Source organism: Nocardiopsis exhalans (assembly GCF_024134545.1).
GTDB classification, from domain to species: Bacteria; Actinomycetota; Actinomycetes; order Streptosporangiales; family Streptosporangiaceae; genus Nocardiopsis; species Nocardiopsis exhalans.
On record NZ_CP099837.1, the window covers coordinates 1,428,927 to 1,449,388 of the forward strand.

General features: G+C 70.4%; 14 protein-coding genes. 4 read left to right on the forward strand and 10 right to left on the reverse strand.

Going from position 1 to position 20,462, the window contains the following annotated elements; genetic code table 11:
• Positions 1 to 75 precede the first annotated feature (75 nt).
• The gene (locus NE857_RS06470; RefSeq protein ID WP_254420187.1) at positions 76 to 5,133 is read right to left on the reverse strand and encodes an SCO7613 C-terminal domain-containing membrane protein; all 5,058 of its coding nucleotides are present in this window, start codon (positions 5,131 to 5,133) and stop codon (positions 76 to 78) included.
• A gap of 449 nt (positions 5,134 to 5,582) precedes the next feature.
• Between NE857_RS06470 and NE857_RS06475 the strand changes: the two genes are divergently transcribed.
• Together NE857_RS06475 and NE857_RS06480 are read left to right on the forward strand one after the other, a co-directional pair.
• Positions 5,583 to 6,287 carry an aggregation-promoting factor C-terminal-like domain-containing protein gene (locus NE857_RS06475; protein ID WP_017580584.1) on the forward strand — a complete coding sequence of 235 codons (705 nt, stop codon included), beginning with the start codon at positions 5,583 to 5,585 and terminating at the stop codon, positions 6,285 to 6,287.
• A gap of 58 nt (positions 6,288 to 6,345) precedes the next feature.
• Positions 6,346 to 7,002: an aggregation-promoting factor C-terminal-like domain-containing protein gene (locus NE857_RS06480; RefSeq protein ID WP_254420188.1), complete on the forward strand. Its 657-nt coding sequence runs from the start codon at positions 6,346 to 6,348 to the stop codon at positions 7,000 to 7,002.
• A 91-nt stretch (positions 7,003 to 7,093) separates the two neighbouring features.
• Here the strand turns inward: NE857_RS06480 and NE857_RS06485 are convergent, their stop codons facing one another.
• From NE857_RS06485 to NE857_RS06520, 8 genes are all read right to left on the reverse strand, one after another.
• Positions 7,094 to 8,479 carry an IS30 family transposase gene (locus NE857_RS06485; protein ID WP_425572192.1) on the reverse strand — a complete coding sequence of 462 codons (1,386 nt, stop codon included), beginning with the start codon at positions 8,477 to 8,479 and terminating at the stop codon, positions 7,094 to 7,096.
• Between the two features lie 86 nt (positions 8,480 to 8,565).
• Positions 8,566 to 10,386 (reverse strand): serine/threonine-protein kinase, encoded by a 1,821-nt coding sequence (locus NE857_RS06490; RefSeq protein ID WP_254420189.1) that lies wholly within the window; start codon positions 10,384 to 10,386, stop codon positions 8,566 to 8,568.
• Between the two features lie 171 nt (positions 10,387 to 10,557).
• Positions 10,558 to 11,949, reverse strand: coding sequence for a class II fumarate hydratase (locus NE857_RS06495; RefSeq protein WP_254420190.1), 1,392 nt, complete (start codon positions 11,947 to 11,949; stop codon positions 10,558 to 10,560).
• Positions 11,950 to 12,073: 124 nt separating this feature from the next.
• Entirely contained in the window at positions 12,074 to 12,643 is a 570-nt protein-coding gene (locus NE857_RS06500; RefSeq protein WP_254421892.1) for a DUF1707 SHOCT-like domain-containing protein, read from the reverse strand.
• Between the two features lie 137 nt (positions 12,644 to 12,780).
• Entirely contained in the window at positions 12,781 to 13,215 is a 435-nt protein-coding gene (locus tag NE857_RS06505) for an RNHCP domain-containing protein (protein ID WP_254420191.1), read from the reverse strand.
• On the reverse strand, positions 13,212 to 13,559 hold the full coding sequence (locus tag NE857_RS06510) for an RNHCP domain-containing protein (protein ID WP_254420192.1): 348 nt from the start codon (positions 13,557 to 13,559) through the stop codon (positions 13,212 to 13,214). Before NE857_RS06510 ends, NE857_RS06505 begins: the two co-directional genes overlap by 4 nt.
• 340 nt (positions 13,560 to 13,899) lie before the next feature.
• Complete coding sequence (locus NE857_RS06515; RefSeq protein WP_254420193.1) at positions 13,900 to 14,892, reverse strand: lytic polysaccharide monooxygenase auxiliary activity family 9 protein; 993 nt, start codon at positions 14,890 to 14,892, stop codon at positions 13,900 to 13,902.
• Positions 14,893 to 14,952: 60 nt separating this feature from the next.
• Positions 14,953 to 16,182, reverse strand: coding sequence for an ISAs1 family transposase (locus NE857_RS06520; protein WP_184371513.1), 1,230 nt, complete (start codon positions 16,180 to 16,182; stop codon positions 14,953 to 14,955).
• A gap of 591 nt (positions 16,183 to 16,773) precedes the next feature.
• On the opposite strand from NE857_RS06520, the gene NE857_RS06525 reads away from it, so the two are divergent.
• Both NE857_RS06525 and NE857_RS06530 read left to right on the forward strand, forming a co-directional pair.
• The gene (locus NE857_RS06525; protein ID WP_254421893.1) at positions 16,774 to 17,703 is read left to right on the forward strand and encodes an ABC transporter ATP-binding protein; all 930 of its coding nucleotides are present in this window, start codon (positions 16,774 to 16,776) and stop codon (positions 17,701 to 17,703) included.
• Positions 17,700 to 18,521 carry an ABC transporter permease gene (locus NE857_RS06530; protein WP_254420194.1) on the forward strand — a complete coding sequence of 274 codons (822 nt, stop codon included), beginning with the start codon at positions 17,700 to 17,702 and terminating at the stop codon, positions 18,519 to 18,521. The genes NE857_RS06525 and NE857_RS06530 overlap by 4 nt, the downstream gene beginning before the upstream one ends.
• A 73-nt stretch (positions 18,522 to 18,594) precedes the next feature.
• Here the strand turns inward: NE857_RS06530 and NE857_RS06535 are convergent, their stop codons facing one another.
• The gene (locus NE857_RS06535) at positions 18,595 to 20,331 is read right to left on the reverse strand and encodes a DUF3352 domain-containing protein (protein WP_254420195.1); all 1,737 of its coding nucleotides are present in this window, start codon (positions 20,329 to 20,331) and stop codon (positions 18,595 to 18,597) included.
• Positions 20,332 to 20,462: the final 131 nt, after the last annotated feature.

Below are 20,462 nucleotides of genomic sequence, written 5' to 3' on the forward strand. Positions count from 1 at the left end.
CCCTCAATCCCCGAACCCGCACAGGTGCGCCCGCCCCACGAACCGTGAGGCGGGCGCACGCTGCTCCGGGCACGGCTAGCGCATCTCTGAGAGCATCCGGCCGACCTGGCGCAGGCGGGTCAGGCTGGCCTCGTATCGGGCGCCCACGATCAGCAGCAGCACCCCGATCACGGCGAACGGCAGCCAGTTGGGCATCAGCTGGGTCAGCTCCCACAGCGGCGGACCGAAGGCGCGCAGCGAGGTCACGAGCAGGGCGAGGCCGCCGATGACCAGGGCCGCCTGGAGACGCTGGAACAGACCCCACACCGTGACCGCCAGGCCCACCGCGAGCACGGTCGGGACCCGCCAGACCAGGTCGTCCTCGATGAGCACCAGCCACACCGTCGGGCCGAGCAGCAGCGCCAGGCCGCCGCCGTAGGCGAGCCAGCTCGGCGGGGTTTCGTCGGCCTTGCGCGACCACTCCCAGCCGATCACCAGGAAAGCGAGTGCGGGCGGGACCGTGTACGCCTCCGGGACGGTGACGTTCCATGAGGCGAGCGCGGTCCACAGCGCCAGGAACATCAGCGCCGCGCCGACCACCGCGAACCCTCGGCGGCCCGGCCGCACCGCGCTGGCCAGGCTCACCACGCCGACCACGGCCAGCGCGACCGCCACCAGCTCCAGGCGGGTGCCGTTCAGGACGGTGAGGCCCAGGGCGAGGGCGGCCCACACCGAGGCGGGGACCTCGGCCGCCTCCACCAGCGGGCTGCGCAGCCGCGGGGCGACCACGGCCACGGCGGCCACCACGGCGATGGGTCCGAAGGCCGCGTACTCGACCGGCACGTTCAGGGCCAGCGGCAGGGTGAGCGCGAACCCGCCGGTGGCCGTCACCGCCACCGAGGTGGAGGCGATCGCCACGAACCGGGTCCGGGCCAGGGCGGTGACCACCGAGGCGGCCGCCGCCACCGCGAGCAGGACCGCCACCGTGCTGTAGCGCTCCGAGACGGACCAGCTCAGCGCCAGCGCGAGCGTGGCCAGACCGGTCATCCAGGGCATCCAGGAGCCCTGTCCCTCCCGGAGCAGCGCGGAGCCGGTGAACAGCAGGGAGCCGACCGCGAGCGTCCACACCAGGGCTGCCAGGAAGGTCGCGCCCACCGCCACCGGCAGCGGGATCAGGGTGAGCGGGAGGACCAGCGCCGCCGTCGGCACCAACAGGGTCCGGTCCAGCAGCAGCACCGTGCCCAGGACCAGCAGCGCGGCGACCAGCAGTCCCAGGGGGACGGTGAACATGCTCAGGGTGTCGTTCGGGGCGGGCAGCCCGAGGAAGACGTGCACAGGGTCCAGCAGGGCCGAGAGCGGAGCCTCGTACACACCGTGGATCCACGAGAACGGCGCCAGCGCGGTCACGCCGCGCGGCCCGACCAGCAGCGGAACGATCGCCGCCAGCAGCAGACCCACCACGCTGAACGAGGCCGGTACGCCCGACCGGTCCGGTTCGGCGGCCCGCTCGCGGTCCGTACGGCCCAGGACCATCGCGGTCGCACCGAGCAGCAGGGCGAGGGCGCCCAGCAGCCAGTAGGGCAGCTGGGCGGCGGAGCCGTCAGCCGCGGACATCACCAGGGCGGCGAACCCGAAGAGCAGACCGGCACCCCAGGTGAGGGCGGTGAGACCGTACACGAGCCGCTCCGGGGAACCGCCCGGCCCGGGGGAGGTACGGGAGGGACGGGCGAGACCGCGGTGGGTCAGCGCGGACAGCAGGGCCACGGTGGCGACCAGCAGCAGCGCGATCAGCGTGGTGTGCTGTTCGGGCAGCGACCAGGACAGGGCCAGCAGCATCGTGGCCAGCCCGATCGTCCCGGGCAGCCAGCCGTCCGAGGCGCGCAGCCGCGGCACCCACAGCAGCAGTGCGGCGCCGACCAGCACCGTCCACACGACCGCCACGGCGAACGGCGCGCCCAACAGAACCGGCAGTGGCACCAGGGTGAGCGCTCCGACCAGGGTGATCGCCGGGGTCAGCAGCCCCCGCCCCAGCAGCAGTACGGTGCTCAGCGCCAGTGACCCGGCGACCATCATGCCCAGGGCGGTGAGCAGAGCCGTCAGGGTATCGGCCGGGACCGGCAGGCCCACCAACTCCCGTGCCGGCGCCAGCATCGCCGCGGTCGGGGCATCGAAGGGGGAGTCGTCGGGGCCGAGCGCGGGGATCGTGGGCAGGCCGCGCGGTCCCACCAGGGGCGGGACGGCGGCCAGCAGGAGAAGCGCTCCGATCCCGAACGCGGACGGGGCACCGCCGTCCGGGGTCGAGCCTGCCCGGCGCTCGGTGCGGTCCAGGACCAGCGCGGTCGCGCCGAGCAGCAGGGTGACGGCGCCCAGCAGCCACCAGGGCACCTGCCCGGGTGCGCCGACGGCGGCGGAGGCGATCAGAGCGGCCAGCCCGAAGAGGAGAGTGGCGCCCCAGGTCACCATCGTCAGCCCGGACACGAGCGCGGCCACGGACCCCCCGGCGTCGGCTGGCCAGGTACCTCCGGTTCCGGGAACCGCGGTGGCGGCGCGCAGGTCCTGGTGGGTCAGCGCGGACAGCAGGGCCACGGTGGCGACCAGCAGCAGCGCGATCAGCGTGGTGTGCTGTTCGGGCAGCGACCAGGACAGGGCCAGCAGCATCGTGGCCAGCCCGGTCACCCCCGGCAGCCAGCCGACCGAGGCGCGCAGCCGCGGCACCCACAGCAGCAGTGCGGCGCCGACCAGCACCGTCCACACGACCGCCACGGCGAACGGCGCGCCCAACAGAACCGGCAGCGGCACCAGCGTCGGCGGTACGACCAGGGCCAACCCGTTCGGCAGCCAGCGGCGTTCGATCACGGCGACCAGGGCCACCACCAGGGCGCCCACCAGCAGGACGCCGAGGGCCGAACCCACCGCGAAGAGCACGCTGGGCTGTGCGGGCAGCCCGAGCACGGCGTGCACGGGTTCCCACATCGCCTGGACCGGCTCGGACCACGAGGTCCGATCGGCGAACAGCGTCAGGGCCGGTGAGCGCTCCGGCAGGGCCAGCAGCGGGGCCACCGGCAGCAGGCCCAGACCGATCAGGGTGAACAGCGGGCGCAGGTCGGTGCCCGACTGGTGGCCGTCGGCGGTCAGCCGCAGCGAGGACGGGGTCGGCACCCGGCTGAGCATCAGCGCGGTGGCCCCGCACAGCAGCACGGCGGCGGTCAGCAGCCACCACTGGACCTGCGCGGTACCGTCCGCGCCCCGGTTCCCGACCAGGTAGGCGCCGCCGACCAGCAGGGCCAGGCCCCACAGCAGGGTGCCCGCCATGTAGAGGGTGGCGGTCCGGTCGCCCGGTTCGGGGCGGCGGACCGGGTTGGTGAACCGGCGGGCCCCGGCCGCGCAGACCAGCGCGGTGACGGCCAGCATCAGCACGGCGGCCAAGGTCGTGTACCGCTCGGGCAGCGCCCAGACCAGGCCGGTGAGCAGGGTGAGGGTTCCGGTGATCACCGGAACCGCACCGGTCCACCTGCCCAGCAGCGCCGAGCCCAGGACCAGGCAGCCGCCGACGACCAGCGCCCACACGGCCGCCACGGCCTGGGGAAGGCCGAGCAGCAGTGGGACGGCCAGCAGCGCGGCCGGGGCGGTCAGCGACAGGGTGAGGAGCAGGGCGGAGCGGTGCAGGAGCCAGACCGCGCCCAGGGCGAGCGCGGTGGCGACCAGGATTCCGGCCAGGTACACGAAGCTCAGCGGCGGCAGCGTGCTCACCCGGTCCAGCTGGAGGAGCTCGACGGCGGGGGTGGCCATCGCGGCCGGTTCCAGGCTCCACGGCGCGGCTGTGAGGCGGGGCAGGACCGGCAGGTGCGCGGGACCGGCGACCAGCGGCATCAGGGCCAGGCTGAGCAGACCCAGCACCGTGAACACGGACAGGTTCCCCGGGGCGGGCGTACCGCTCGCGTGCTGGTCCCGGGCGGCCTGGCCAGCCGGTGCGGGCGCGCGCCGGCGCTCCACCAGCAGCGCGGTGATCCCGGTCAGGAACAGGGTGGTCGCCAGTGACCACCAGCCCAGCGGGTCCTCTCCGGAGTAGGAACCGGCGGCGAGCACGGTCACGACGGTGACGAACAGCGCCAGGCCCCACAGAATGAGCGCCGCGACCCGCAGCGTGCGGACGGGGACGCCAGGGCGGGGCGGGCCGAGGCGGCGCAGGACCAGCACGTCGGCGAGCGCGGTGGCGGCGATCACGGCCAGCAGCCAGCCGGGGTTGCCGTCGCTGGGCAGCGCGATCACCAGCAGCACCGGTACCGGCTGGAGGAACAGGGCGGCCAGGACACGCGGCGAACTCAGCGGGACCAGGGCCGGATAGAGCGCCAGCAGTGTGCTCATCACAGCGAGCGCCGCGGCGGTGTAGCCGGGACCGTTGGTGATCTGGTCGCTCAGCAGCCACAGCGCGAGCGCGTCCACGCAGAGCAGACCGGCGGCCACCGCACCGAAGGTCTCGGCGGTGGCGTGCAGACCGCGCCGGTACAGCGGGTGGGCCAGTCCGGCGAAGGCCAGGGTGGTCAGACCGAGCACGGCGGCACGGGTGCCGGTGCCCATGTCGCTCCACGTCCAGATGGCGAAAACCAGGGCGGCGATGCCGACCAGTAGACCGCCCAGGCCGAGGATGATGTTCTGAGCCGAGCGTCGGCTGACCTCACCGGAACGGCCCGGAGCGGCAGGCGCGGGGGCATGGCCCGCGGCGGCGGTGGCGGGGGCCGCCGATACCGGGGGCCTGGCCGGAACACCCGGAACACCCGGTGTGGCTGGCGCGGGTGGCGCTGCCGGGACCTCGATCGGGTCCAGGGGATCGGGGGCCCGCCGTGAGGCCTCCTGCTGCGCGGCCGCCCAGAGCTCCTGTGCCTCCAGCCGTTCGCGGATCTCCTGCCGGGCGCGCTCGCGGCTCTCCTGGCGCAGCCGGTTCAGGACCACGGGGCGTTCCTGGACCAGCGCGCGCTCGCGCCCGCGCAGCATTTCGATTTCGGTGTCGATCCACCACAGGCGCTGCGCCGTCGGTCCGACCAGGCTGAGACCGCAGTTCTGGCACGCGTGCGCCGCGGTGGCCAGGGAAGCGGCGCATTCCGGACAGTGGCGCGGCGCTCCCGGCGGGGGCTGTGGGAGTCCTTGGGCGTTCATGGGTCCATGCTCCTCAGCGGCACTGCCCGGCACATCCGTACAGGTACTCAGACGCTCACGAGCGTGTACTCAGCCGTCGGATCGGTCGTTCGGTGACCTCGGCCTCCCTTCCGGGAGGGGGAGAGTAGTGACACAGGCCTGTCCGGCGTTGACCAGCCCTTGACTCTTCGTGTTGATGTGCAGGTCAGAGGCCTGGAAAATGCGCACATTCCGTGATGTGAGTCAGGACACAGTAAAACTGGCGTTACTTTACCGTGACGATGATGCAGGCTGGGTGCGCTGCACCGAGAATTCCCCCTCCCGTGTGGGAGCCCCGCTCCGCGGTCGGTCGTACGGCGAGTGCCGTCCCTGCCGCGGCAGATCGAACGGGCCACACGGTCCAACGGCGGCGAACACCCCACGCGAACGCTCTGACCAGGGCACGCGTGCGTCAACGTGAAAGGGCGATCTTGATAGTCAACCGGATCTCACTGCGCCAGATGAGCGCCGTCGGAGCCGCGGCGCTGGTCGCCGGCGGCATGTTCACCGTCTCGGCCTTCGCGCAGACCGGCGACCTCGACCCCGGCCAGGCCACCTCCGCGGTGACGCCTCCGGAGCAGACGCAGGAGCTGGAAGAGGAGTTCTTCGCGAGCCCGCCCGCGGTCGACGAGACCGAGCGGGAGAGCCAGCGGGAGCAGAGCCGGGACGACGCGCGGACCGCGGCCGAGGAGGCCGTCCAGTCCGCCAGCGGCACCGGCGCCGAGATCGCTGAGCCCGAGCCCGAACCCGAGCCGGAGGAGCCCGCCCAGAGCGAGTCCTCCAGCGGCTCCGGTGGTTCCGGCAGCTCCGCCCCGACCACCCCGGTGCCGGCCGGGTCGGCCAAGGAGATCGCGCTCCAGATGGTCCTCGACGAGGGCTGGGCCGCGGACCAGTTCCACGGCTGCCTTGAGCCCCTGTGGGAGAAGGAGAGCAACTGGAACCACACGGCCCAGAACCCGAGCTCCGGCGCCTACGGCATCCCGCAGTCCCTGCCCGGGAACAAGATGGCCTCCCACGGTTCCGACTGGCAGACCAACCCGGCCACCCAGATCTCCTGGGGGATCAGCTACATCAAGGACCGCTACGGGAATCCGTGCGGGGCCTGGTCCCACTCCCAGGCCAACAACTGGTATTAATAGGTTTTTCCCTGCCCTAAACCCCCTTTTGGGAAAGGCAACCGTGCTACTCAACCGCATGTCGCTGCGCAGTACCGCGGCGGTCGGTGCGGCGACCCTGGTCGCCGGCGCGACGTTCGCCGTCTCCGCCTTCGCGGACGACGGTGTGGACCCGGGTGCGGCGGCCAGCGCCGCCGTGCCGCAGTCCGAGGAACCCGCGGTCGACACCGACGAAACCGAGGGCGACGAGTTCTTCGCGGCCTCGGAACAGCTGACCGAGGACGAACTCCAGGCCCTGCGCGATCAGGCGCAGGACCAGCGTGACGCTGCCAACGGCGACGGGGTGCGCATCACCCTGGCCACCGGCAGCGACATCGAGGAGGAAGAGGAAGAAGAGGAGGAGGAAGAAGCCGAGGAGACGCCCGAGTTCACGGGCGACCCCAAGGGCATCGCCCGCCAGGCCGTGGCGGCCCAGGGCTGGGGCGCCGAGCAGTTCGACAACTGCCTTGAGCCCCTGTGGGAGAAGGAGAGCAACTGGAACCACACGGCCCAGAACCCGAGCTCCGGCGCCTACGGCATCCCGCAGTCCCTGCCCGGCAGCAAGATGGCCTCCCACGGTTCCGACTGGCAGACCAACCCGGCCACCCAGATCTCCTGGGGGATCAGCTACATCAAGGACCGCTACGGCACCCCCTGCGAGGCCTGGGCCCACTCCCAGTCCGTCGGCTGGTACTAGCCTCCCTCCGGACCGCCTCGAACCTCCAGGACAACGCAGAACGGCCCCGCGCGAACGGCGGATTCAAGGGGTCCTCGCAACACCTCGTTGATCACACGAGTGTATGCAAACGCTCGGCTGGAGTTTTCCAGCCGAGCGTTTTGCGTGGCCGACCGTTCAGCTTCTGAGCCACGTGCTCCAGGTCCAGCGGGCCGTGCACCGACAGATCGGTGCCCTTGGGGAAGTACTGGCGCAACAGCCCGTTGGTGTTCTCGTTCGACCCGCGCTGCCAGGGCGAGGCCGGATCGCAGAAGAACACCGGTACCCCCGTATCCACCGAGAACCTCCTGTGACCGGCCATCTCGCTGCCCTGGTCCCAGGTCAAGGACCCACGCAGATGCTCGGGCAGCGTCTGGACCAGAGCGCTCAGAACGCCTCCCACAGCCTCGGCGGTGTGCTCGCCGGGCAAGTGCCCGAGCATCACGTACCTGGTCGAGCGCTCGACCAGGGTGATGATCGCGGACTTGTTATGCGCCCCCGTGATCAAATCGCCCTCCCAATGACCTGGAACAGCACGGTCTTCGACCTCGGCGGGGCGCTCGCTGATCATCACCATCGGATCAACGAACCGGCTCTGCCTGTGCTCGGAGGAACGGCGGGGCTTGCGTCGGATACGGCCGGTGCGCAAAGCGGCGGCGACCTCGCGTTTGAGACCGCCCCGGGCCTGGACGTAGAGCGCCTGGTAGATCGTCTCGTGGCTCACACGCATGTCCTGGTCATCAGGATGGTCCTCAACGATCCGGTTGCTGATCTGCTCGGGGGACCATTGTTCCTCCAACCCCTGGGCGACGTAGTCGCGCAAGGGGCCGGGACAGGCGAGCTTGGCGGGTTTGGGACGCGCCCGCTGCGCGATGGCCCGGCGCTGGGCCGCATAGGCGCCGTAGGAGCCGTCCTGGCCACGGTGGTGGTCGAGTTCACGCTTGATCGTCGAGGCGGGTCGCCCCAGGTCACGGCCGATCGCTCGCAGGCTCCACCCGGCCCGGTGAAGGTCGGCGATCCTCTCCCTCTCGTGCAGGGTCAAAAACCGTGGATGCACCTGCCGTTCGAGTGCGTCCAACGCTGGTTGGGGGCTGGTCATGGGCTCTATGGTGGTCTGTCCGGTGGAGTAGTTCACCCGGCGGCCATCGGCATAGATCCTTGAGTTGCCGGACTTGCGTACCCCGCGGTCCCAGTCTTTGGCGGTGCGCTCGTTGATCCCGACCCGCCGGGCGGCCTCCCGGCGGGGCACAGCGCTCTTGCGCAGGCGGTGGTACTCGTCTCGTGCTGGGTGGCGGCGCTGCTGGCGCCTGGAGCGTAGTCCGGCTTTGCGTGCCCAGGTGAACGCGGTGTTGGGGTTGATACCGAGCTTTTGGGCTACCTCGGTGACGTTCCCGGACTCGGTCATCAGCTCCAGGAACCGCTCCCGCAGCCGGGCCAGTTCTTGCTTGGAAAACGACACGGTGGTCGCAACCTCCCCAAAGTCAGGGTGTTGCGACCACCGCTAGAACCCAAGAACCGTGCGGGGCCGTTCCTCGTCCAGGGGGTTTACTTGTGCGGGGTGAAGGTCTCGATGACGTCCTCGTGGATGTCGTCGAAGTCGCCCTCCTGCTCCCGGGGCACGTTCACGCTCACCAGGTAGAACACCCGCTGGTCGCCCTCCTCCAGGACCACCGCGTACACCCAGAGCCGCCGCTCGGGCTCGCCCCAGTTGGTGTTGACCAGGTCGGCCTCGACCATCGCCACGTCCAGCCCGGCCAGGCCGCCGTCGAAGTCGTCCCGGTCGAAGTCCTCGGAGTCGAGCACCTCGTAGCCGCTGGTGGCGTCCTCGATGTCGGTGCCGCCGTCGGTCTGCGCCAGGAACTCCCCGGCGGTACCGGTGAAATCGCTCTCCTCCCAGCCCTCCACCATGAGCTCGTGCTCCATCCCCGGAGCGACGAACAGCGCGATGGAGTCGTCGATCTGGCTGTCGTCGACGGTCCAGCCGCCGGGGTAGGAGATCGTGAACCACTCCGAGCCGAACACCTGGAGGTCGTCATCGTCGTACTCGGGGGGTGTCCCTTCGACGCGGACGCCCTCCGGCTCCTCCTGGGCCGACTCCGGATCGCGCCCCTCGGAGCGCCCGGGGTCGTCCGCGGCCGTATCGGAGCCCGCCTCGGGGCGCATGGACACCGCGACCACGATGCCCGCGACCACCAGAACGGCCACGAGGGTCACGCCCAGCGCCAACCAGGTCTTCCCGGAGCCACCGCGCCTGTTCGGGGGCCGGTCGTGCTCGACATAGGGGGAGGGGGCCGCCGCGTGCGCGTACTGTTCCTGCTCGTACTGGCCGTGCCCGTACTGCTCCTGTCCGTACTGGCCACCGCCCGGGTAGGCGCCCTGCCCGTAGTAGCCCCCGCCGGAGGAGTACTCGCCGGAGGAGTGCTCGACCGGGTACGGCGTCTGCGGGCCGCTCGCCTGCTGGTCGGGGTAACCGCCGCTGTGCGCGCTGTGGGCCTCATGGGCCCCGGTGCCGCCGAAACCACCTGCTGCCGCAGCCCCCGGTACGTCGCCGCCGCGGCAGCGCCGCAGCAGTTCCAGGGCCTGGTCCACGGTGAGCCGCCGGTCCGGGTCGCGTTCCAGCAGACCGGTGATCACCGGTTCCAGCCATCCGGCCCGGGTCATCGGCGGAAGCGGAGCGGAGATGACCGCGGCGATCGCTGCGGTGATGGAGTCGCGACGGAACGGCGAGGTGCCCTCCACCGCGGCGTACAGGGTGACGCCGATGCTCCACAGGTCGCCCCGGTGCTCGGCCGGACCGCCCTCCAGGCGCTCGGGCGGCATGTACTCGGGGGAACCGATCAGCGCACCGGTCCGCGTGATGCTCGGACCGCCCTCCATGGTGGCGATGCCGAAGTCGGTGAGGATGACCCGCCCGTCGGTGGACATCATGATGTTGCCGGGTTTGATGTCCCGGTGCAGGACCCCGGCGGCATCCGCGGCGCGCACGGCCTGGAGCAGGGATTCGGCGATGTCGGCGACGGTGTCCGGGGGCAGCGCGCCGGTCTCGGCGAGCATCTCCTGGAGGGAGCCGCCCTCGACCAGCTCCATGACCACCCACGGGTTGTGTTCGTACTCGAACACGTCGTGGATGGTGATCACCGTGGGGTGGGCGATCCGCGCGGCCGACTGGGCCTCGCGGCGGACCCGGGCGTGCGCGTCGTCGCGTTCTGCGTCGGTGAAGTGGCCGGGGAGGATGACCTGCTTGATCGCCACGACCCGGTCCAGGGCCGTGTCGTGTGCCTCCCAGACGATGCCCATGCCGCCACGGCCGAGTTCACGGCGCAGCACGTAGCGGTTCGCAATGGTCTGTTGGCTGTTACTCGACATCTGTCGCCCTCTCGAAGCGGGCAGTGAAACGGTGTGGTCTGACTAAGAATGTCCGACGCCGACCAGGTGGGGAAGGTTCCTACCGGACAGGGTGCGGAACCGAATCGGTACCTGATCACGTGAGAGGGGGCACCCCGCGTGCGCGAGGTGCCCCCTCGGGCCCTTGGTGGCCTACTGCTGGGAGTTGGTCATCTTGAGGACGTCGAGGGCGGCGTCGAGCTGCTCCTCGGTGAGCTTGCCGTCCTTCACGTAGCCGCGCTCGAGCACGACCTCGCGGATGGTCTTCTTCTCGGCCAGCGACTGCTTGGCGACCTTGGCGGCCTCCTCGTAGCCGATGTAGCGGTTGAGCGGGGTCACGATCGACGGGGAGGACTCCGCGTAGACGCGGCACTGCTCCTCGTTGGCCTTGATCCCGGCCACGCAGCGGTCGGCGAAGACATTGGAGACGTTGGCCAGCAGGCGGATCGACTCGAGCACGTTGCGCGCGATCATCGGCAGCTGCACGTTGAGCTCGAAGTTACCGGAGGCGCCGCCGAAGGCCACCGCGGCGTCGTTACCGACGACCTGCGAGGAGACCTGGAGCATGGCCTCGCACAGGACCGGGTTGACCTTGCCCGGCATGATCGACGAGCCCGGCTGGAGGTCGGGGAGGAAGATCTCGGACAGACCGGTGGTCGGGCCCGAACCCATCCAGCGGATGTCGTTGGCGATCTTGCAGTAGCCGACCGCGATCGTCCTCAGCTGGCCGGAGAGCTCGACCAGACCGTCACGGGCGCCCTGCGCCTCGAAGTGGTCGCGGGCCTCGGTCAGCGGCAGACCGGTGTTGGCGGCGATCTCGGCGATGACCCGGGCGGAGAAGCCCTCCGGGGTGTTGATGCCGGTGCCGACCGCGGTACCGCCCAGGGGCAGCTCGGCGACGCGCGGCAGGACGGCCTCGATGCGCTCGACGCCGTAGCGGACCTGCGCGGCGAACCCGGCGAACTCCTGGCCCAGGGTGACCGGGGTGGCGTCCATCAGGTGGGTGCGGCCGCTCTTGACGACCGACGCGAACTCGATGGACTTGCGGGTGAGCTCGCCCTCCAGGTGGCGCAGCGCCGGGATCAGCTCGTTCTGCACGGCCGAGGTGGCGGCGATGTGGATGGAGGACGGGAACACGTCGTTGGACGACTGCGAGGCGTTCACGTGGTCGTTCGGGTGGACGTCGACGCCGGTGCGCTCCTTGGCGACGGTGGCCACGACCTCGTTGGTGTTCATGTTGCTGGAGGTACCCGAACCGGTCTGGAAGACGTCGATCGGGAACTCGTCGTTCCACTTGCCGTCGGCGACCTCGAGGGCGGCCTCACGGATGGCCTTGCCGATGTCGTCGGAGATCACGCCGAGCTCGGCGTTCACCTTGGCGGCGGCGGCCTTGATCTCGCCGAGCGCGGCGATGTGGGCGTTCTCCAGCCCCTGCCCCGAGATCGGGAAGTTCTCGACGGCACGCTGGGTCTGGGCCCGCCACTTGGCCTTGGCGGGGACCTTGACCTCACCCATCGAGTCGTGCTCGATACGGAACTCGCTCATGACAACCCATCTCTCCTGGGAAAACCTGTGACCTAAAGCCTGCCAGACGCGGCAGAGCACATCGCACCTCACCCGGGGTTCACGGTGTTGCACGTGTCATGTTGACATCGTCCCAGGTCAGAGATCAGCCGTTGAGCTGGCGGCGGGCGCGGCGGCGGCCGAGGAGGAGACGGCGCCTGGGGGCGCGCACGCGCACGCTGCCGAACAGGCAGAACCCGTCGATCTCCAGGACCGGCGGGTTGGACATGGTGCTCTGGCGGGCGTTGGTGCTGCGCCTGCCGAGGAAGGACCAGCCCTTCATCCGGACCTCGACGCCCTCGGGGACGTCGATGACGACCTTGCCGAGGAAGGTGCTCACGGACATCCGGTGGTGGTTGTGTGTGAGCAGGACCTCGCGCATGTCGATCTCGGTGCGCCCGAGCACCGCCCCGGCCTGCTCGTCGGGGAGCGCGACCCAGCGGCCCTTGCGCCGGAGGGTGGTGAACCAGCTGACCATCGGCTCGGGGGCGAGCTGGATGGGCTGTTCCGCGGGGGGCAGAAGATCGGCGGTGAGTTCGGGCAGGTCGCCGAGGAACCTGGCCTCCTGGGCCCGGTGGAGGCGCTCCTCGAACTCCTCCATGTCGATCCGGCCGTCGGTCACGGCGGCGCGTAGGACCTCGCTGACGCGTTCGCGGTCGTTGTTGGAGGCCCTCATCCGGGCGGGGGAGACTTCCTCACTCACGGCCCCCAGGGTAGAGGAATCGCGGTCACGGAGGGGTCGCGGTGGTGGTGGAGGGAACGGCCGCGGGGCCGGGCCCTTCCCGGCCCCGCGGCCGTCTTCGCAGGTAACGCCTACAAGAGCATCAGAGCGCGGCGTGCGGTGGTGGCCGAGAGCGGCCGCACCGCCAGTCGGACCAGGGCGCGGGCGTTGTCGTCGCCCGCGACCCGGTTGGCGCTGAGCTCCCCGCACGACAGGCAGCGGTGGATGATCAGCCATTCGCCGTCGGGCCGGGCGCTGACACTGGCCGCCTCCATCCGGCCGTGGCAGTCGGCGGCCCGGTCGCCCGGGACCCGGCCGTCCACGTGCAGGCTGGTGAGGCAGTGCGGGCAGTGGTTGCGGTGCGCGGTGCCCAGTGCCCGCAGCGGCACGTCGAGCCGGCAGTGGGCGCAGCGGAAGGACTCCGCTGCCGGTCCGGATCGACGGCCCTGTTCCCCGCGTGCGCGCAGTACGGTCTTGCGGCGCTGCGGCTGTGCCCGGTCGCGGTGGTTGCGTCGGCCCACGCTCACACCTCCCCGAGCGTTTCGAGCGGGAACGGCGGTTCGGCGAGCGGGCGCACGGCGATGCGCATCAGGACGAGCGGGTTGTCGTCACTGGCCACGGCGCTCTCGGAGAGTTCGTCACAGCGCACGCAGCGGTGGACGAGTCTCCAGCGGCCGTCGCGCGGTACGACGACGGAGATGGGTGTCATGCGCCCGTCGCAGTCGGAGGCGCCGCCGTCGTGCTGGTCGTGCACGTGGCGGGAGCCCAGACAGCTGGGGCAGTGGTCGCGCGGCTGGTGGTCGGGTCCGGGATCGGACACGGACAGACCGCAGAGCACGCAGACGAAAGGTGTGGGGTCGGTGGTGGGCAACCCGGGAACTCCTTGCTGGAGAGTGAAAAGGGATCAACAGCAAGAGCGCCGAGCGGGTCTCGACGGGGGCGGGTCCGGTCAGCCGTCCATCTGGAGTGAGGGCATGCGGAATCCCGCGCGGCTGTGAGGCGCGCTCGGCGCGTTCCGGGGCATCTACACCTGTCCTAGAGCTGAGGGCTGGTGGGCCCCGGCTCGTTCGAGTCCGTTTCCGACCCCTCAACGGTAGACACGGGTCGGATATGAGCGCAACGGGTTTTCCCTCGCCTGTGGACGGTAGGCGGCCCCGGACGCGGGGTCTTCCGCGTCCGGGGCCGTTCCTCGGGGCCGTGTTCCCGGGGTCCTAGGCGGTGGCGCGGCGCTTGCGTGCCAGGTGCAGGGCTGCGGCGCCCGCGGCCATCAGCGCGATGGCGGTGCCGAAGAGGGCGGTGATCGCGGTGCCGGTCCTGGCCAGCTCCTCACCTCCGGCGGCGTGGTCGCTGTGCGGGGCGGCGGCCTCGTCGGCCTCGGTGCCGGTTTCGGTGCCGGTGGTCTCCTCGCCGGTGGCGGTCTCCTCGGCCGCGGCCTCGGTGCCCTCCTCGGTGTGGGCCTCGGTGGTGGTCTCGGTGTGGTCGTGGTCGAGGTCCTCGTAGGCGGTCTCGTCCACGGTGAAGGGCTCGGTGCCGGCGGCGGCCTGGGTCACCTCGGCACTCGAACCGCCGAAGGTGACGTCGGAGCAGGTGTAGAAGGCCTCGGGGCTGTCCGTGCGCTGCCAGATCGTGTAGATCAGGTGCTCGCCGCTCTTGGCGGGAAGCTCGGCGGTCATGGTGTAGGTGCCGTTCTCGGCGACCGGCTGGTCGTCGACGGCGAAGGGCTCCGACTCCAGCTCGCTCCAGGTCAGCGGGGTGCTCGGGTCCCAGTCGTCGGTGGTCACGTAGTACTCGATGTAACCGGCGTGCGGTACCGCGGCGGTGTATTCGAAGGTGTGGTCACCGCCGGAGGGCAGGCTGGTGACCGCTGTGCTCGCCCAGTCGCCCGGGTTGTCCAGGGCGGAGTACTTGTCCCGCCCAGCGCTGCACAGCTGGCCGTCGGGGATGATCTCGCGGTGCCGGCCGTCGGCGTTGGCGATGTTGACCTCGTGCCAGTCGTAGAGCGGCTGGGTGCCGTTCTCCTCGACCAGGCGGACGCACATCTCCGACTGCGGGTTCTCCGGGCCTTCGGCGTAGCAGGCGGCGATCCGGCTGATCGGGTTGCCGAGTGTGCCGTGGGCGTTGGCCGGAGAGGCGGCCAGGCCGGCGACGGCGACGGGTGCGACCGCCAGGACGGCGGCGGAGCGCATGAGACGTCCGAACCTCATAGGGGGTTCTCCTCAAGTCGTGGACTAGCGGGGGAGCCAGGGCCCCGGAGTTCTCGCGGTTTAGATCCATACAGGCCGAGTTCGTCTGATGCCGTGTAGGTCGAGGACTTTGTCCTTGCCTGTGTGGGCTCTGCGCCCGGACTGTGTGTTCTTCCACCCCGCGGCGCTCAGCGCCTGGCGGACGATGTCGGTCAAGCAACCCAACACGACCGGGGCCGCCCCGGTGCGGGTGCGCCGGGCGTCTTCGTTGAAGGTCACGTCCCGCACGTAGTGCACCCGGTTCTCCACCGTCCAATGACCGCGAGCGTGGGCCGCCAGTTCCGCGGGCGAGACCTGGTGGGCGTCCAGGTCGGTGACGGCGAAGACCACCTCGCGGCTGCCCTGGGCCTTGCCGTGCTCGCGGCGGTGGCGCTCGATGCGCACCACCTGTCGGGCCCCGGGAAAGGCCAGGCCCGTCACGGCGGTGACCTTCACCGACCGGTGTTCTTCGCGTCCGTGGGCGTGGGTGGGGCCCTGACTGTGGGCCACCGGTATCTGTGACCAGGGCAGAGTGGACAGCTGGGAGTGCAGCCTGGGCCGGTTGCCCTTGACATAGATCAGGTAGTGGGCGCCGCGCTCAAGGAGGTAGGTGGCGTGGTCGGCCACGGTGTGCAGGGCATCGGCGGTGATGATCGCGCCCAGGAGCTCGGTGTCGTGGAGTTGGTCGAGCAGGGCGGTGAAGGCGCTGGTCTCACCCTTCTTGTTGCCCAGCTGGGTGCAGGCGGCCACGGCGGCGTCGTGGTGGCGGGCGGCGTGCAAGGACATCGAGATCGAAGCGCGGCCCTTGCGCGGTCGGGCGCCGCGCTGGGTCTTGCCGTCCACGGCGTAGGCGGTGTGGCGTAGCCGTGGGGGTGGCATCTGGCATTGGCGGGTGCGGTGGGACCGGCGGTGTTCGCGTTCGGGTGCCCCGCCGGGGGTGCGGGCCGCACTGTGGGGTGTGGGTGGTGGGCCGGTGCGGGTGTCCAGGGTGGCCAGGCCGGCCCGGGCGAGTTGGGCGGGGTCCAGGCGGGCGAGCACCTCGCGCAGGGTGCGCTCGTCGGGGATGTGAATCCGCCCTGTGAAAGGGCAGACGGGAAGCCCCAGGCGCAGGAGGATGGGTGGGGGTGCGTTGTGAGCCCATTCGGTGATGGCTGTGGTGGTGTTGTGGCCGGTGGTGGTCAGAGCGCACACGCTCAGGGCGAGCAAGGCGGTCAGGGGGTAGCGGCGGCCGCGTGGGTGGCGGGGGTCGTCGATGGTGGCCAGGTGGTCCATCAGGTCCGGGGTGAGCGGTTCGGCGGGATCGGTTGTGAGAACGCCTTGGGAGCGAGATGATGACACAGCGGGTGCGGAGCCTTGCGGATAGTGGTGTCTCGACAACTCCATGATCCTTCAGGCCCGTGCCCGTTTTTGCATGTCAGAACCCGGTTATGTCCTCACAGGCGGTGTAGATCCGGCGTTCGTTACTTCCCCGACAAACCGCGAGAACTCCGGGGCCCTGGCGGGGGAGCCGTGCGGTTCGCGAGTCCGCACGGCCGTCCGGGCTGGAGGGACTACCTTTCGGACAGCCCGTGGCACGGGGCCAGTCGGGGGTTCCAGCCCGTCCGAAAGGTGTGGATGGCGACTATACAGACATGGCTCAAAAAAGGAAGCTTTTCCGGAATAAAGGTTTCTGACCTGCGAGGTTGACGGATGCTTGGCTTATCTATAAGGTTTGTTTTCGGTTGATGGTATAAAAATCGCCACAAATGTATTCCTTGCGTCGGGCGTGCGCGGAAAAAAGGTTGGAAAAATGTCCGCCCCGGTGTCTACGGTGTTCCCATGACCTCACCAGAGCCCGGACGGGCAGTACCCGGGAGCGCTGCCATGACCTCCCGGGACGTCTCCGCCGTGCCGGCCATCCACCTGCGCGGCGTCGTCAAGCGCTTCGGTTCCCTCACCGCCGTCGACGGACTCGACCTGGAAGTGCCCCAGGGAGTCGTCCTGGGCCTTCTCGGCCCCAACGGCGCGGGCAAGTCCACCACCATGAAGATGCTCACCGCCCAGTCCATCGCCGACGAGGGCGACATCAGCATCCTCGGCCACGCGATCCCCGCCGAGTCCAAGTGGGCCCGCGCCCGCATGGGCGTCGTTCCCCAGCACGACAACCTCGACGAGGAACTCACCGTCGAGCAGAACCTGCGGATGTTCTCGTTCCTGTACCGGGTCCCGCGGGCCCGCCGCAAGGAGGCCATCGCCCGCACCATGCGCCTGGCGCAGCTCAGCGACCGCGGCGACACCCCAGTCGACGACCTCTCCGGCGGGATGCGGCGGCGCCTGCTCATCGTCCGCGCCCTCCTGCACCGGCCCGAACTGGTCCTCATGGACGAGCCCACGGTCGGCCTCGACCCGCAGGTGCGCCAGGAACTGTGGGGCGTCATCACCGCCCTGCGCGACGAGGGCGCCACCGTCCTGATGTCCACCCACTACATCGAGGAGGCCGAACGCCTCTCCGACGAGGTCGCCCTCATGGCCAAGGGGAGGGTCGTCGAGCGGGGCGCCCCCGCCGACCTCGTCGCCAAGTACGCCGGGGCCAGCGTCGAGGAGTACACGCCCGACGGAGAGGGCGGCATGGCCGAGCTGGAGCGGCTGGTCAACGGGCACGGCTTCACCACGCGCCGGACCGGCACCACCCTGTCCGTGCTGCGCGCCGAGGAGCTCCCGGAGTCGGTCCGCGACCGCCTGGGCACCCCCGACCGCAGGGACAGCAACCTCGAAGACGTGTTCGTGACCCTGACCGGGGAGTCCGTGGAATGAGCCTGACGCAGCGCCGCGACGACGCCCGCCCGGAACGGCACGCCAAACCGGGACGCTTCGAGGCCGACGCGGTCATGGGGGTGGTCGCCCGCGAATGGATCCTGTACGGACAGTCCTGGCGGGCCACGACCTTCGCGGCCGTCGTCGAGCCCACCCTCTATCTGCTCTGTTTCGGATTCGGCATGGGCGCCCTCATCGGCACCCTCGCCGGGTTCAGCTACATCGACTTCCTCGGCACCGGCATCGTCGCGGTGTCGGTCATGTTCCAGTCGATGATGCCCGCCGTCATCAACACCTTCATCAAACGCCGCTTCCTGCACACCTACGAGGGCATCCTGGCCGCCCCCGTCGACGTGCGCGAACTGGTCACCGGCGAGGCCCTGTGGCTGGCCATGCGGGCCGGGGTCTACGGCTGCGTGCCGCTGCTGGTGGCGATCGGGTTCGGGCTCCAGCCCGGCCCCGGGATGCTGCTGGTGCCCCTCATCGCCTTCCTCGCCGGGTTCGCCTTCGCGCTCTTCGGTATCTGGATCTCCGCGGTGATCACCTCGGTGCGCTCCATGGACTACGTGTTCAGCGGCCTGTTCACCCCGCTGTTCCTGATAGCGGGCACGTTCTTCCCGCTCACCGAACTGCCCGGCTGGGTGCAGACCGCGGCCATGGCCAACCCGCTCTACCACGCGGTCGAGCTGATCCGCGGCTCCGTCTTCGGCGGGCTGGAGGCGGGCACGGCGCTGATACACGTGGGTGTGCTGCTGGGCTTCGTCGTGCTCATGTGGAACCTGGCCTCCTTCCAGATGCGCCGCAGGGTCGTGAACTAGCCGTGAACCAGACCTCGGAAACAACGACGGCGTGGCAGGGAGCCCCTGCCACGCCGTCGTGCTGAATCCCTGGTCAGCCGCCGCTGGGCGACCAACGCAGTTCGATGACGGCCCGCTGGCCCTCGTCGAGGACGCTCATGCCCAGACCGACCGCGCCCCACTGGTCGGGGGAGTCCACCTGGTCCCGGCTCAGCACCTGGCGCAGGTCGAAGTATCCGGCCAGCACCGCCTCGTCCAGGTTCTGCATGGTCTGCTGGAAGACGTCGTCCTCACCCAGTCGGCCCGAGCCGCCCCGGCCGTTGGAGACCACCACCGTGTCGCCGTCCGAGCTGACGCTGGGCATCGGGAGAGCTGAGTAAGGGCTGCCGAAGGCCTCGTCCAGGAAGCCCTCGACCGCGCGCTCCTCGCCGTCGACCGCCCGGTACTCGAAGGACGGCTCCCAGTTGAAGGAGTCCGGGTCGAAGTCGGTCAGACCGAAGGCCGTGGAGGTACCCAGGAGCGAGGTGAAGCCGTCCGGCAGCGGGGCGCCGACGGAGTTGAAGAAGTCCTCCATCTCGGTGCGGTCGCCAGCGTTGAGGAACGGGAGTTCGTCGTCCTCCCACGCGGTACGCAGGGACTCGTCCAGACCGCTGCCGCCGAAGGCCATCACGGTGTCGGCGGGTAGACCCCCCATGGCGTCCAGACCCGAACCCGCGGAGCCGGCCAACCAGGACACGTCCTCGTTCTCCACCTCGAAGCCGAAGATGTCCATCCGGGCCTCGAGGTAGTCGCCGTCCACCCGTACCGAGGCGGTCATCCGGCCGTCGAGGGAGTCGCCGGAGGTCCCGAGTTCGCGGGAGAGCTCGTCGCTGATCCCGGACATCTGACCGAGTTCGCCCAGGTCCGTCCAGGCCAGTGCGATGCTGCCCCTGGGCACGTTGCCGAGGTCGCTGCTGTAGGTGTCGTCGCTCTCCAGGTCGCCGTGCTCCGACATCTGGTCGTTGTAGTCGTTGATCCCGGCCTCACCCTCGGTGAAGACCACGAAGTCGTCGACCATCTCGAAGTACACGTCGTCGCTGTCGCGGAGCTCCACGAACTGCTCCTCTGCCGCCGCGGCGTCCTCGACGGACAGTGCCAGCGCCATGGCCGTGTCGCCCGCGACCGCGGCCTCGGAGTCGCCGGTGGGCCAGACGGCCAGGCCGACCTTGTTGCCGATCCACTCCTCGGTCCGGCGCAGGTTGACGTCGAAGGCGTCCGAGAACATCTCGGCGAAGGCGCCGGAGGTGTCCTCATCCAGCTCAGCGGTGTCCTCGGTGAGCTCGTCCGGGAGCTTGCCGGCGAACCGCAGCAGGTCGATGATCTGGGAGCCGTCGATGTCCAGGTCGACCTTGGCGAAGGCCACGGAGTTTCCGGGCAGGACCGACTCGGGCTGCGGGCCGCTGAAGTTGACCAGCGACGCGGCCGCCCAGATGGTTCCGCCCATGACCACCAGGGCCACACCGGCGGCCGCCGGGATCAGCCACTTGCGACCGCCCCCGGGCGGCGGGACCTGTCCGCCGGAGTACTGGCCGCCGTAGGGCGGCTGGCCGGGGCCGCCGGGCCCCATGGAGGCGCCCGGGCCCTGCGGCGGCTGGCCACCGGTGTACTGCTGCCCCGGGTACTGACCGCCGGTGTACTGACCCCCGGTGTACTGGCCCCCGGTGTACTGGCCGCCCGGCTGCTGTGGCGGGGCGAAGTGCGGCTGACCGGGCCCCTGCGGCTGAGTGAACCCCTGGCCAGGCTGTTGCGGCTGCTGCCACTGGGGCTGCTGCGGGGGATCTGGGTAGGACATCGGACCTCCGACGAGGGGTGTTCAGGGGACAAGCTCGGCCGCGGGGCCAGTGGCGAGTGTGATGCCGGTGCGGCCGGAGTGGTTCGCATGCGCGCGGTAGCCGCACAGGGCTGCTTCGACCACTCCGACCG

Excerpts from the sequence above, each read along its gene's own strand:
- NE857_RS06470 (WP_254420187.1), bottom strand. The coding sequence starts at position 5,133 with ATGAACGCCCAAGGACTCCCACAGCCCCCGCCGGGAGCGCCGCGCCAC.
- NE857_RS06480 (WP_254420188.1), top strand. The coding sequence starts at position 6,346 with ATGTCGCTGCGCAGTACCGCGGCGGTCGGTGCGGCGACCCTGGTCGCC.
- NE857_RS06490 (WP_254420189.1), bottom strand. The coding sequence starts at position 10,386 with ATGTCGAGTAACAGCCAACAGACCATTGCGAACCGCTACGTGCTGCGC.
- NE857_RS06495 (WP_254420190.1), bottom strand. The coding sequence starts at position 11,949 with ATGAGCGAGTTCCGTATCGAGCACGACTCGATGGGTGAGGTCAAGGTC.
- NE857_RS06500 (WP_254421892.1), bottom strand. The coding sequence starts at position 12,643 with ATGAGGGCCTCCAACAACGACCGCGAACGCGTCAGCGAGGTCCTACGC.
- NE857_RS06515 (WP_254420193.1), bottom strand. The coding sequence starts at position 14,892 with ATGAGGTTCGGACGTCTCATGCGCTCCGCCGCCGTCCTGGCGGTCGCA.
- NE857_RS06520 (WP_184371513.1), bottom strand. The coding sequence starts at position 16,182 with ATGGACCACCTGGCCACCATCGACGACCCCCGCCACCCACGCGGCCGC.
- NE857_RS06525 (WP_254421893.1), top strand. The coding sequence starts at position 16,774 with ATGACCTCCCGGGACGTCTCCGCCGTGCCGGCCATCCACCTGCGCGGC.
- NE857_RS06530 (WP_254420194.1), top strand. The coding sequence starts at position 17,700 with ATGAGCCTGACGCAGCGCCGCGACGACGCCCGCCCGGAACGGCACGCC.
- NE857_RS06535 (WP_254420195.1), bottom strand. The coding sequence starts at position 20,331 with ATGTCCTACCCAGATCCCCCGCAGCAGCCCCAGTGGCAGCAGCCGCAA.